The 13,180-nt window shown below is 47.7% G+C and carries 11 protein-coding genes and 1 pseudogene; 1 reads left to right on the top strand and 11 read right to left on the bottom strand.

Annotated features, from left to right (window positions below; all coding sequences use genetic code 11):
• Positions 1-87: 87 nt before the first annotated feature.
• The 3 genes from spoIIM to ACKKE8_RS13385 form a co-directional block, all read right to left on the bottom strand.
• Positions 88-714: a stage II sporulation protein M gene (gene spoIIM, locus ACKKE8_RS13395; RefSeq protein ID WP_016739960.1), complete on the bottom strand. Its 627-nt coding sequence runs from the start codon at positions 712-714 to the stop codon at positions 88-90.
• 67 nt (positions 715-781) lie between these two features.
• A complete protein-coding gene (locus ACKKE8_RS13390; RefSeq protein ID WP_409179115.1) occupies positions 782-1,954 on the bottom strand; it encodes an endonuclease Q family protein in 1,173 nt (390 codons plus the stop codon).
• 4 nt (positions 1,955-1,958) lie between these two features.
• A complete protein-coding gene (locus tag ACKKE8_RS13385; RefSeq protein ID WP_409178571.1) occupies positions 1,959-2,516 on the bottom strand; it encodes an NUDIX domain-containing protein in 558 nt (185 codons plus the stop codon).
• A gap of 104 nt (positions 2,517-2,620) precedes the next feature.
• Between ACKKE8_RS13385 and mciZ the strand changes: the two are divergent.
• Positions 2,621-2,677 (top strand): annotated as a pseudogene (gene mciZ / locus ACKKE8_RS13380) (Z-ring formation inhibitor MciZ); the annotation flags it as partial.
• Here the strand turns inward: mciZ and ACKKE8_RS13375 are convergent.
• The 8 genes from ACKKE8_RS13375 to lpdA form a co-directional block, all read right to left on the bottom strand.
• Positions 2,676-3,875, bottom strand: a complete 1,200-nt coding sequence (locus tag ACKKE8_RS13375; RefSeq protein ID WP_409179114.1) for a DUF3866 family protein — start codon at positions 3,873-3,875, stop codon at positions 2,676-2,678. The pseudogene mciZ and the gene ACKKE8_RS13375 sit on opposite strands and share 2 nt — an antisense overlap.
• 145 nt (positions 3,876-4,020) lie before the next feature.
• On the bottom strand, positions 4,021-5,142 hold the full coding sequence (locus ACKKE8_RS13370) for a M20/M25/M40 family metallo-hydrolase (RefSeq protein WP_409178570.1): 1,122 nt from the start codon (positions 5,140-5,142) through the stop codon (positions 4,021-4,023).
• 91 nt (positions 5,143-5,233) lie between these two features.
• Positions 5,234-5,650 (bottom strand): methylmalonyl-CoA epimerase, encoded by a 417-nt coding sequence (mce, locus tag ACKKE8_RS13365; protein WP_142065105.1) that lies wholly within the window; start codon positions 5,648-5,650, stop codon positions 5,234-5,236.
• Positions 5,651-5,970: 320 nt separating this feature from the next.
• Positions 5,971-8,112 (bottom strand): copper amine oxidase N-terminal domain-containing protein, encoded by a 2,142-nt coding sequence (locus ACKKE8_RS13360; RefSeq protein ID WP_409178569.1) that lies wholly within the window; start codon positions 8,110-8,112, stop codon positions 5,971-5,973.
• Between the two features lie 242 nt (positions 8,113-8,354).
• Complete coding sequence (locus tag ACKKE8_RS13355; RefSeq protein ID WP_409178568.1) at positions 8,355-9,692, bottom strand: dihydrolipoamide acetyltransferase family protein; 1,338 nt, start codon at positions 9,690-9,692, stop codon at positions 8,355-8,357.
• A 20-nt stretch (positions 9,693-9,712) separates the two neighbouring features.
• On the bottom strand, positions 9,713-10,696 hold the full coding sequence (locus tag ACKKE8_RS13350; protein ID WP_017248037.1) for an alpha-ketoacid dehydrogenase subunit beta: 984 nt from the start codon (positions 10,694-10,696) through the stop codon (positions 9,713-9,715).
• 13 nt (positions 10,697-10,709) lie between these two features.
• Complete coding sequence (locus tag ACKKE8_RS13345; protein WP_137029415.1) at positions 10,710-11,702, bottom strand: thiamine pyrophosphate-dependent dehydrogenase E1 component subunit alpha; 993 nt, start codon at positions 11,700-11,702, stop codon at positions 10,710-10,712.
• Between the two features lie 18 nt (positions 11,703-11,720).
• Complete coding sequence (gene lpdA / locus ACKKE8_RS13340) at positions 11,721-13,142, bottom strand: dihydrolipoyl dehydrogenase (RefSeq protein WP_409178567.1); 1,422 nt, start codon at positions 13,140-13,142, stop codon at positions 11,721-11,723.
• Between the last annotated feature and the right edge of the window lie 38 nt (positions 13,143-13,180).

Below are 13,180 nucleotides of genomic sequence, written 5' to 3'. Positions count from 1 at the left end.
CCTCCCCGCTCGCATGAAACCTGTTCCTATTATAGTAGAGGGGCATCGAATAAGTCAAATGCATAAGTTCTTACCTGAGAATTATTCTTAATTAAGTACAAGCTGCATCAGCCTAGGGGAAATGAAGGTTTCAAACAAGGCTGCAATCGTCAATACCGCCAGCATGCTAAGAACAAGAACGGTATAGCCCATAAAATGCGGCATGATGACATCTCTTTTGCTCAGCACTCTCGTCCTTATGAGTCGAAGAGAAAACGAAATTCCGCTGACGCCTACAATAAAAAGGGCAGGGACGACTAATAAATTTTGTGGGAGAACACCCACCATGGCAAATGTTACGCCTTGCCATTGGAGTTGACTCACCAAAAAACCGACGGTGAAACCAACCACGACTCCTTTTAAGAAGAGCATCAACAAAATCATAGGCAACCCAATGATGGATAGCCCTAGCACCCACATGATTGCTATAGTCTTGGCATAATGACCAAACGCCTGCTGAAAATGGGCACTGGTCTCCGGGATTCCATCACTGCCAAGACTGTTGAAAAAATATTGCAGAAAACCGTACAGCTCCTGCTTCTGTGATAATGGCAGTGAATTGACGAGGACGGCTCCGAAAATAATGCCCATCGTAAACAGGACGATCGTGAACCAGTAGAGTGACTGATGTTCTCTCGCATAGGATTGGATAGTTTGTCCGACTCGTGAACGCACGCTTCGTCGCCTCCCGCTTGGCTGATTACTGTACAGCTTATGCGGACGAGTTCTCCTCTATGACAACCTACATCGGGACGATCTTTCCGTAGGTACCGGCGCCGCCCTTTTGGACAGAGAGCTTTCCCTCTCGTGCTTGTACGATAAGCGAAGCGATTTTCTCTCCGACAACATGGGTGAGCTCTTCTTCATTCACACGATGCAAAACATTCATCTGTGTTCCAAACGACCGATACAGCTTGTCCAACAATTTCGGACCGATTCCCGGAATGAATTCCAACGGGATTTGCTCGGTATAAGGAGGACGAAATGCCGGATGCTGGCCGGCCTCTACATCCGCCAGCTGATCAATTCGCGCTGCAACCCCTCGCACAATTCGTTGGAAGCCGCATTCCGGACATTTGCCCGAGGCATCCGCCGCTAATAAAGACTGGCATCCTTGGCAAGCCGTCTGATGATATTTGCCAAGCTCGGGGTGCAGACCGTAGTTCATGTGAACCCCTCTGCCACCGATGCGCTTAATTGCTTTCACCCACTCTGCGAAGGAACGCTCTTGCATATACATCGCTTGATATTCCCGGCCTATCTTTGCGAGAGAATGGGCATCTGAGTTTGTGAGAAAGGTTTTGTCATGAATTTCGGATATGCGGTCTGCCATGAGGGTATTCGCACTCAATCCCAGCTCGACCGCATAGATAAGCGAAGGATCAAGTACTTCGGCCATCGAATCCGTACAGCTCCCATACAACCCTTTATGCGGCGTAAAAATATGTGCTGGAATCAAGAGGCCCTGCAATTGATCGATACAGGCTTGCAATTCCCTCAGTGATGTGTAGATACGCTGAGAGCTTAATTGCACATTTTTGCAGCGTTCAGACAGCCACGCGGTAAATTGCTTCATTTCTTGCAGCTTCGGCAAATAAACGAGAAAATGAGCTGCACCACGCCCTGGCTCCTTGATTTCTACTTCGCACCCCAAGATTAGCAAGGTATCTTTGTAGGAAATTCCTCCATCCTCAAGTTCAGTCGCTAATCCTTTCTCCAAGAGATCTACCAGCTCATCCTGAACCTCTGGCGAATGTGCATCGATGATCCCGATGACATCCATCCCTTTTTTCTCTGAGGCTTCCTCCAAAATTTTGGTGAGAGTCATTTGGCGAGAAGCCGTTATTTTCACAGGTTTACCCGTCCACGTACCGCCGATGTGAATATGCATGTCGCAAAAATAGGAAGAAAGCATGGTGCTAGCCACGCTCACGAAGCATTTTGTTTTCCCACACAAACAATGCCACAACTGTCTTGGCATCACGAATTTCTCCACTTTGATGCAGAGCATGCGCCTCTTCTAGTGTCACTTCCAGCACATCAACGAACTCATCCTCGTCCGGCTTGCTTTCCCCTTTTTTCAAACCAGTGGCCACAAAAACATGTAAAATTTCATCCGCGAAGCCTGGCGATGTGTAAAAAGAGCTGAGCGGTGTGTACTGAGTCGCAACGTAGCCCGTCTCTTCCTCCAGCTCGCGCATTGCACATTCAAGCGGCTCTTCACCTGGCTCCAGCTTTCCTGCCGGGATTTCCACGATCGTACGCTCCAATGGCTTGCGAAACTGTCGAACCAAAACCATTTTGTTATCATCTGTTATCGGCAATACGGCAACCGCTCCTTGATGATTCACGATTTCTCGCTTGGCTGTGTTGCCATTGGGCAAAAGCACCTCATCTACCTTGACCTTAATAATTCTTCCGTCATAAATCGGTTGACTGGAAATGGTTTTTTCATATAAGTGATCATATTTACTCACTGTCGTCATCATCCTTTTTCATGAAGTCGTTCTAAATCGTCGTTTCCCTCCATAAGTTGGGAGCATAGAGCTTGTCCACCTTATTGTATCGGAGGAGATCGTGAATGAAAACATATGTTAGCGAAAAGCAATTTCGTATGGTCGGGAAAGCTTGGGAGATCAAGGCTGCACTTCGTTCCTGGTCAAATAAAGACCTAACGCTTCAAGAGTACCTAATGAAGCGGGCGAATGCTGGGCGCCGTTAACGGTTTGGACGATGTAACCCATACTGTTTTCTACAAAATCGGCAGCCATCCATGCCGTCTGAAAAGGAGCAGGGTCCTCTTCCCAATTTCTCCCCATCGTAGAAAAGGACAAGCCATACCCCTTTTCCAGTGCTGCCAGGTCTGAAGTGTCTGGGACTTTTCCCTTTATGAAAATATGCTTCCTTGCAACTTCTATTATTTTCATTTGCCCTGAAAGGACTTCATCTCTTTCATCCCCGAAAATCGGGATTGTAACTAGGGCAGGACAGAGAGCAAATCTGTTTAATATCGATACAGTATGATGACTGACACCGTAATGTCTGGTACGTGGGTCCCCAAAGCTGATTCGTGGAATAAAAAAGGGTGTTCCTCCGAGAGTGGATACGGCATGAATGACCTCCGCTAATTGAATACCCGAGAAGCCATAAGGTGTACCCGTACCTGCTACCCCAGGTCCCAGCATACAAACAATGATATCGGCATGCTCTACATGGCGTGCTGCCAACAAGCCACTATGAATCGTCAACGACTCGCGATCTCCGCCCCACGCATGACCTGTCGTCACTGTCGCAGCCAAGCTTCCGTTTGCTTTTAATTGATGGACGTGCTGGCTCAAGGCAATCGGCAAAGATGCGCCGTCTGGCATGACATATACGATACGGGCATTTGGATTTTTTTTATGCAAAGAAAGGACCGCAACAGGTAGAAGACTGTGCAGCTCGCCGATCAAAACTGGGGTACCTTCCAATGATAAATCTTCTTGCACAAACAAAGGGTGGTATGGGCTGGTCTGTTCTTCTACCGAATCAACCGCGAGCTGCCATGGCGAATAGCGCATTTTCATGACATGCCCCCACTCATTCGGAAGGACATCGGTTTCCTCTAGATGGGTAACCTTACCTACGACAAAGTGATACCCGCCTGTCCCCAATTCAAGGCGAACAGCAGTTGTATTGATCAAAAGTAAATCGCCACTTTTATAATCCTCCTGCATAAAAGACAGCACTCTCTCCATTTTGTATCCAGCAACCGATTCTATCCGGACTTCGAGTTTTTGCATCCCTGTTTGCTTCTCCAGAACTTTTTGGACCGTACCTACCGCCAAACGGAGCACCCAGCTTCCCCCTTTCCTTTCTGCCTCGTCCCCGAGCTTTCTATTCAGTCTATGATGAACAGGGGTTGTCTCAATCATGCAAACGAGTAAGCGAACGAACAAAAAGGCCGGAACCCCTCGCAAGGAGATTCCGACCTTCTTTTGGTTACTCTTGTACTTCTGCAATAACAGCAAGCACCAGTTCAGCCGCTTTGTTCAGTTCAGCGATTGGCATGCGCTCGTTTTTTGTATGGATTTCTTCATAGCCGATGGCAAAGTTTACGCTTGGTACGTTGTAGCCGTTAAATACGTTACCGTCGCTTCCGCCTCCGCTTGCAACCAGCTCAGGATTGCGCTCAACACGTTTAACCGCTGCAATCGCTTTTTGTACAACAGGCGTTTCTTCATTGAATTTGTAGCCGTGGTACATAAAGATAACGTCATTTTCGCAAGTCGCACCCATCTCGGCTGCCACTTCTTCAAATGCTGTGGTCATTTTCTTCACTTGAGCTTCCAGCTTGTCCATAACCAAGCTGCGAGCCTCGGACCAAATTTCCACATAATCCGTTACGATATTGTACGCTTTTCCGCCTTCAAAACGACCGATGTTTGCAGTTGTGTCTGCATCGATACGGCCCAGTGGCATGCGGGAAATTGCTTTACTAGCAACCGTTATAGCACTGATGCCATCCTCTGGATTCACACCTGCATGCGCTGCTTTGCCGTGGATTTTGGTTACGATGCGATATTGTCCAGCACCAGCTACTGTAATTTTCCCAACCGGACCTTCCGAATCGAGGATGAAGCCCATTTCTGCTTTCAGCAGGCTGGAATCCATTGCGCGGGAGCCTACCAGTCCTGACTCTTCTCCCACAGTCAATACGACTTGGATCGTTGGATGTGGCAAGTTTTGCTCTTTCATGCTGCGAATGCCTTCAAAGATCGCCGCGATTCCAGCTTTGTCATCCGCACCGAGGATTGTCGTTCCATCGGAATAAATATAGCCATCGCGAATTTGTGGCTTGATTCCGTTTCCTGGTACAACCGTATCCATATGACTGCTAAACAGAATGACTGGGCCTTTTCCAGTTCCCTCCAAGGTTGCGATCAGATTGTTGGCACCGTGTCCGGTTTTCGCTGCTGCGTCATCCTCTTCTACGGTAAAGCCCATCGCAATCAGTTTTTCTTTGAGCACCTTGTTGATCTCTGCTTCGTTCTTCGTTTCACTGTCAATTTGGACGAGCTCTAAAAATTCATTTAACAAACGCTCTTGGTTGATCGTACTCACACTCGTTACCTCCTGATCGTACTGCCCGATTTTGGTACATATTCACAAGTTCCAGTATACCGCAAAAAATTTTTTTCTACTACGTACACGCCTATGATTCTTTCGGATATTGGCAGAGCTCATACAAAACGCCATTCGCTGCCTTTGGATGCAAAAATCCAATCAACGCATCGTGCGCACCCGCTTTTGGAACCTCGTGTATTAGAGGTACACCTTGCTCTTTTAATGTGACTAGACGACCCGCAACGTCATCTACATCAAAAGCAATGTGATGAATGCCTTCTCCGCGTTTTTCCATAAATTTTGCTATCGGGCTCTCATCACTCAGCGGTTCGAGTAATTCAATATGACTTTCCCCGATCTTTAAAAATGCCACTTGTACTTGTTCGCTCTCTACGATTTCGGTTCCAACCAACTCCAATCCCAATTGCTCGGTATAAAAGGGAAGCGTTTTTTCCAAGCTTTTTACCGCAATGCCGATATGGGCAATTTTTTTCGGTGCGCTCACGAATCATCATCCTTTTGTAAGTGGTTGTCTCATTGGCTACATTTCGGTACAATTTCAGCATGGGCGAAAAAAGAAAGCCAATGATATCCTTTTCTTCATTCTAGCACAGCCACTTACAGAATCACCTGATAATTTCCTCTACCTTGAAAGGAGGTTTGATTAGAATGAGACACCAATCGCTCTTTGCAAAAATCCTGATCGGCATTCTAATACTCTCACTCATCGTTCCCACGTTTTTTTACTTTCAATAAACGAGTGATGATAAACGATTAAAAACCCCTTTCCGACCAAAAAGCGGAAAGGGGTTTTTCGTTTCGTTTTTATTTGTAAACATATACGCTGGAAGTTTTCGCATCCCAGCCGACTTTGTAACCAAGATTATCCGTAACGGTACGGATTGGAATCATAGGCATGCCGTTTTTGAGGACAACAGGTGTTGGCAATTGGATATCCGTTTTGCCTACTTTTGCTGTTTTCGACCCAACTGTAAATTTCACAACTTTGGTTCCACTGATAACAGCAACACTTGTATTGTTCCATTGCGTAGTCAGTGCCAGTGCTTCTTTAAAGAATTGGGCTGGAACCATGGTCGTATTTCCATCAATGTAAGGAGCTACAGAGAGAGGATACGTTTTGCCATGCAGGGTGAAGTTTGCTGTATTTACTTTAAAGGAAGCCGAGTTCGCTGGAATAGTAGTCGATGGTTGTTGCGGTTGTTGTGGCGTTGGTGTTACAGGCTTTTGTTGAGCCGGGGAAGCCATCCCTACACCAACAGCACGCGCAAACAGCAAACCTCTTTCTTCGGAAGTAAATACGCTGATGCTATATGTGTTTTTCACAGCAGGGTTTACGATGTTCGCCGCTGGATTGATCACGATATTTGCGTTAGTTGCCGCAGGAATATCCTGAGACGGATAAATCAGAACGTTTTGTCCACGAACTGCAACGAAATTCGCACCTACACCATTCACAGAGATGTTAGCTGGCGCGATGTAAGCCGGTACCTTGTAGCCTACCGGGAATACGATCTCGATGAAATCGCGTTGCTTTTGCAGGCCGACACCCAATCCTTTGATTGCGACATTCAAACCCGTCTGCTTGCCAATTGCATTTTGCGTCAATGCGATTGTTGCGGTGCTGTTGTTGATTCCTGTATTTGGTACAGGTACTGAAGTTGTTGGGTTGGTCGGCGTCGGGTTCACCGAAGAGCCACCGATGCTGAAGGATTTGGATTCCAGGGTTCTTCCGGAAACAGTAGCCTTCAACGTGTAACTGCCAGCCGATTTAGGATTCGAAATCCAAGCTCCGTAGGTAACTTCAACCTTCACTTTGCTAGTCGCTTTGAAGCCGGTTGGTGCAACCAAAGCAATTCTGTTCCCAATTGCAGTTGCTTTCTTCGCTGATTTCCCATTGAGCAAGAAGTCTGATGCTGTCACAATGCCCGGTACCATATCAGAGGACGGGAATTCGAGAATCAATTCTCCATCTTCTTTCAACTCTTTGCTGCCGAAGTCAGCATCAAACGTGTAGCTGGTACGTGCTCCTGCACCTGGATCAGACAGATTAACTGTAAAGCTGTCGGAAGCACTGCTTGAGCTAGAGCCGTTTTTCGTAATTTCGAATTCATCAGACTCATATGTCGTACCATCGTATTTCACTTTGAAAACATATTTGTCGCCGGAGCTAGGATTCTCAATGCCAGCAGATTTGTCAAATTCCAGCGTAATGTAATCATCTGAGTCAGCTCCACTCGGAATCTTGATATCTACCGAGCTACCACTAATACTTACGGATTTCGCTGTAGTTCCGTTTACTTTTACATCGTCTTCATCAATGCTCGAAGGCAGCATGCCTTTCTCCGGGAAAGTGACGGTAATGGTGGAGTTCGTCTCCAGCTCATCGCTACCTTTCAGAGAAATTTTGCCGAGTTTGAGGCTTACTTTTTCGCCTGCTGCTTTGCTGCTCAACGTTACGCTGTAATCGTTTTTGGACTTGCTACTGCTGCTGGAGCTGCTTTTTTTGATCTCAACTTCGTCTGTGTCAGAGCTCTCATTTTCGGTTTCTACGCTTACATCATATGTACCCTTATCATCAGGATTTGTGATCCCGCTTTTAATGGTAAATGAGATTTTTTTACCTTCATCAAAATCCTCATCTACCGTGATGATTACTTCATTGTCATCCACTTCAACTTTTTTGACATCTATGCCATCAATATCTTTCTTGCTGATATCGTCTTCGACATCGAAATCAGAGTCGAATTTAACCGTGATGGTATCTCCGCTCGCCAGGTCTTCTTCTAGCGTGAATTTAATATCATAGTCACTTTCTTTCCCGGCACCATCGTTGTCAGCTGATACATCCAACTTTTCAACAGCATATGCTTGCGGTACTGCAACAAAAGGTGTAGCGGCCAGCGCTGATGCCAGCACTATTGGTAGTGCTTTTTTACTTTTCTCCATGTTTTTCCTCCCATAATTACCGTTAATCTGGAAAATCTCTCTAGCAGGACGCTACCAGTCTACCACAAATGCTATCTGGTGGGAATCTCTTCTAGATCATTTATGAGACTTACTGGCTCCATTTGGTAAGACGATGATGTCTCTGAAAAAGTTACATGCCTAATGATCGATTTGGAAAAATTTTTTTTGCGATTTTTTTATCAAAAAAACCAGGTCTTTACTTGACCTGGTTTTTCGATACCCTAATACAGCTTGGTATCCGGTCCTACATTCTCAAGCTTTTGCTTCACGCTCTGCAGGAATCGTCCACAAATCAGACCATCCAGCACGCGATGATCCAAGGACATGCACAGATTGACCATCGAACGCACTGCGATCATGTCATTGATGACGACAGGGCGTTTTACAATGGACTCGACACTCAGGATCGCAGCTTGCGGAGCATTGATAATCGGCTGGGACAAAACAGAGCCAAAGGAGCCTGTGTTGTTAACCGTAAAGGTTCCACCTGTCATGTCATCCATCGTCAATTTCCCTGCGCGAGTGCGTGCTGCGAGATCATCGACTGCCTTAGCAATGCCCAAAATTGATTTTTGGTCAGCATGCTTGATGACAGGAACATAGAGAGCATCTTCCGTGGCTACTGCGATGGAGATGTTGATGTCCTTTTTCACGATGATTTTGTCATGTGCCCATGTGGAATTGATCATCGGGTACTCTTTCAACGCTTCTACAACCGCTTTGATAAAGAACGGAAGGAATGTGAGGTTGAGCCCTTCTTTTTTCGCAAATTCGCCTTTTGCCTGATTGCGGAAGTTCACGAGATTGGTCACGTCTACTTCGACCATCGTCCAAGCATGTGGAGCCTCATGCTTGCTCTGTACCATCCGGTTTGCAATCGTACGACGAATAGACGTTACAGGTACAACTTGATCACCGCTTGCAACCGGAATATCTACGGAAACAGCCGGAGTCGAAGCTGTTGCTGCCGGTGCAGGTGTTGAAACGACAGTAGGTTGCTCGACTGCTGCCACGGGAGCCTGCGCGACTGTTTCTTTCACTGTCTCAGCTGGCTTTTGGCCGCCCGCGTCGATAATCGCTTGGACATCTTTGCGGGTGATACGACCGCCTGCTCCAGTCCCTACAACGCGGGACAAATCAATGCCATGTTGCTGTGAGAGCATGACTACAGCAGGTGAATAACGTTGTTTTGGTCCATCCATGACTGGTGCTTGGTGAATGGATACAGCCGGCGCAGCTGCCTTTGGCTGCTCGGTTGCAGGCGCTTGTGGAGCCGTTGTTTCCGGCGTGCTAGCAGGGGCTGCAGCTCCACCTTCCGCACCACTTTCTTCTATATATAGGATCAAGGTGCCGACAGCGACTGTCTCACCTTCTGGCACGACGATCTCTGTAACGCGTCCTGAAACGGTAGAAGGAACCTCTGCGTTTACTTTATCCGTCGTCACTTCAGCCAGCGAGTCGTATTTCTTGACCGTGTCGCCTACATTGACCAACCATTTGCTGATGGTGCCCTCCGTCACGCTCTCTCCGAGCTGGGGCATAAGTACTTTCGTTGCCATGATCTTTGGTCCTCCTCGCCTTAAAAGTTGGCCAGCTCGCGCATTGCTTCCAATACTTTTTCCGGGTTCAGCATAAAGTATTTTTCCATCGGCGGGCTGTATGGCATAGCCGGTACATCTGGACCACAAAGACGTTTAATCGGCGCATCCAAATCGAACAAGCAATGCTCCGCTACAATGGCAGCTACCTCACCGCCAACGCCGCCTTCTTTGTTGTCCTCGTGTACGATCAATACTTTGCCTGTCTTCGAAGCCGCTTCTACAATCGCTTCTTTGTCCAACGGATACAGTGTGCGCAAATCGAGAACATGCGCGCTGATGCCTTCTTGAGCGAGCTTTTCCGCAGCTTGCAGGCAGAAGTGCAGAGTCAAGCCATAGGAGATGACCGTGATATCTGTCCCCTCTCGCTTCACGTCCGCTTTACCAATCGGCAACACATAGTCGTCCTCAGGCACTTCGCCCTTGATCAAACGATAGCAGCGCTTGTGCTCGAAAAAGAGCACCGGATCTTCATCGCGAATGGCTGCTTTTAGAAGACCTTTTGCATCATAAGGTGTCGAAGGTGCTACTACTTTCAAACCAGGGGTGTTCGTGAACATCGCTTCCACAGATTGTGAATGGTACAGTGCACCGTGAACTCCGCCACCGAATGGGGCACGAATCGTGATCGGGCAATGCCAGTCGTTGTTCGAACGATAGCGCATTTTCGCCGCCTCACTGACAATTTGGTTCACGGCTGGCATGATGAAGTCTGCAAACTGGATTTCCGCGATTGGACGCATACCGTAAGCTGCCGCACCAATTCCTACACCGACAATAGCGGATTCAGCCAGTGGCGTATCAATCACGCGCTCCTCGCCAAACTCATCAATCAACCCGTTTGTCGCACGGAAAACCCCACCGCGTACGCCAACGTCTTCACCGAGGATAAACACATTGGAATCGCGACGCATTTCTTCACGCATCGCCATAGTAATTGCATCAATAAAAGAAATGACTGCCATAAAGGATCCCCCCTTATTCCCCGTATACGTATGTCATTGTCGATTCTGGTGTTGGATATGGCGCGTTTTCTGCATATTCAGTGGCTTCATCCACTTCCAGCTGTACGCGGGCAAGCATATCCGCTTCCTTATGTTCGTCCAAAAGTCCGATCTCTCTCAAATATGCAGCGAAAACAATCAACGGGTCTTTTTTCTTCGCTTCTTCTACTTCTTCTCTCGTACGATACACACGATCGTCATCGTCACTGGAGTGCGGAACAAGGCGATACATAACGGCTTCAATCAGCGTTGGCCCTTGACCACTGCGAGCACGCTCAACCGCTTCTTTCATGACGCGATAGACTTCAATCGGATCGTTTCCGTCCACACTAATTCCAGGGAAGCCGTAGCCGATCGCACGGTCTGCTACACTTTCACAAGCCAACTGCTTATTCAGTGGTACAGAGATCGCGTATTTGTTGTTTTCGCAGAAAAAGATAACCGGAAGCTTGTGGACACCCGCAAAGTTCGCACCTTCGTGGAAGTCCCCCTGGTTGCTGGAGCCTTCTCCGAACGATGCATACACAACAAAATCTTTTTGCTTCATTCTACCTGCCAAAGCCATACCAACTGCGTGTGGCACTTGAGTAGTCACAGGACTTGAGCCCGTCAAAATATTGTACTTCTTGCCACCGAAGTGACCTGGCATCTGTCTTCCACCGCTATTCGGATCTTCTGCCTTCGCAAAAGCGGACAGCATGCAATCACGGGCTGTTTGGCCAAAGACCAGAACCAGACCAAGATCGCGATAGTAAGGGCACAAGAAGTCTCTGTCTTTTTCCATCGCAAAAGCTGCTCCTACCTGAGCGGCTTCTTGACCCTGGCAGGAAATCACGAACGGTACTTTGCCCGCACGATTCAACAGCCATTGGCGCTCGTCAATTTTTCTGGCCAATAGCATGTAATAATACATGTCAAGGACTTGCGCATCGGTCAATCCCACTTGCTCATGTCGCTTGGTTGTCATCGTTACATACCCTCCTTGCTAATTGTGTATCGCTTTTCCGTCGACAGCCTGCGCTGCCTCCATGATTGCTTCTGATAAGGATGGATGCGGGTGAATCGTCTGACCGATCTCCCACGGAGTCGCATCCAGTACACGGGCCAAGCCCGCTTCGGAAATCATATCTGTCACATGTGTACCGATCATGTGAACCCCTAACAAATCATTGGTCTTGGCATCAACGACCAACTTCACAAAGCCGTCATTCTCACCGTGGATCAGTGCTTTGCCCAGCGGCTTAAAGCTGAACTTGCCGATTTTCACATCGTAGCCTTGTTCTTTTGCTTCTTTTTCAGTGAGTCCGACATTTGCGACTTCAGGTCGGCTATACGTACATTTCGGAACCTTGGTGTAATCCATCGGGTGCGGGTTTTGTCCAGCCATGTGCTCTACCGCGAGTATTCCTTCATGCGAAGCAACGTGCGCCAATTGCAGACCGCCAATCACGTCACCAATCGCATAAATATGAGACTCTGCGGTCTGGAAAAATTCATTAACCACAACTACGCCACGCTCAACTTTGATTTCTGTTGCTTCCAAACCGATGTTTTCTACATTCGCTTGGCGTCCTACTGATACGAGTACCTTTTCGGCTTCAAAGGTTTGGACTCCATCCTTGACTTCCGCCTGAATAGAGACTTTGCCTTCCCCTTTTTCCAACGATTCAGGCAGCACCTTTGCTCCCGTCACGATGTTGACTTTCCGCTTTTTCAACAGACGAGCCAATTCCTTGCTCACTTCTTCATCCTCAAACGGCAAGATACGGTCGGCGTACTCCACTACAGTTACTTCTACACCGAAATCATTGAGCATGGAAGCCCACTCAATCCCAATGACACCGCCACCAACGATGACAACAGAAGCAGGCAATTGCTCCCACTGCAACGCTTCATCGCTTGTTACCACATATGAGCCGTCAATGACCAAACCAGGAAGTGTGCGTGGACGAGAACCTGTTGCCAGCAAAAGGTATCGTGGAACGATCATTTCTTGATCCCCGTTCTCCTTTTCAATGCGCACAGCACCTGCCTGCGGAGAAAAAATGGAAGGCCCCATGACTCTGCCAAAGCCTTCAAAGACAGTAATACTGCCTTTTTTCATCAAGTACTGAATCCCTTTGTGAAGTTGGTCGATAATGCCTTGCTTTCGCTCTTGTATTTTTGTGAAGTCATAGCCTACAGTACCTGCCGAGACTCCGTATTTGTCAGCTTCCTTCAGGGTGGAGAATACTTCTGCACTGCGCAATAGCGCTTTGGATGGGATGCAACCACGGTGCAAGCAAGTACCACCGAGCTTTTCTTTTTCCACGATTGCTACCTTCATTCCCAATTGGGAAGCGCGGATTGCCGCTACATAACCGCCGGTACCTCCCCCGAGGACGACTAAATCAAACTCTTGAGACACCACGATCTCTCCTTTCATTCGGAAAGCTAACCTGCGTA

It is taken from the genome of Brevibacillus fortis (assembly GCF_046196545.1).
Taxonomy (GTDB): Bacteria; Bacillota; Bacilli; order Brevibacillales; family Brevibacillaceae; genus Brevibacillus; species Brevibacillus fortis_A.
The sequence above is the reverse complement of the archived record's forward strand: the minus strand, read 5'-3'. Positions and strand labels throughout refer to the sequence as shown.

Coding starts and splice junctions, on each gene's coding strand:
- ACKKE8_RS13390 (WP_409179115.1), bottom strand. CDS start 1,954: ATGCTTTCTTCCTATTTTTGCGACATGCATATTCACATCGGCGGTACG.
- ACKKE8_RS13360 (WP_409178569.1), bottom strand. CDS start 8,112: ATGGAGAAAAGTAAAAAAGCACTACCAATAGTGCTGGCATCAGCGCTG.
- ACKKE8_RS13355 (WP_409178568.1), bottom strand. CDS start 9,692: ATGGCAACGAAAGTACTTATGCCCCAGCTCGGAGAGAGCGTGACGGAG.
- ACKKE8_RS13350 (WP_017248037.1), bottom strand. CDS start 10,696: ATGGCAGTCATTTCTTTTATTGATGCAATTACTATGGCGATGCGTGAA.
- ACKKE8_RS13345 (WP_137029415.1), bottom strand. CDS start 11,702: ATGACAACCAAGCGACATGAGCAAGTGGGATTGACCGATGCGCAAGTC.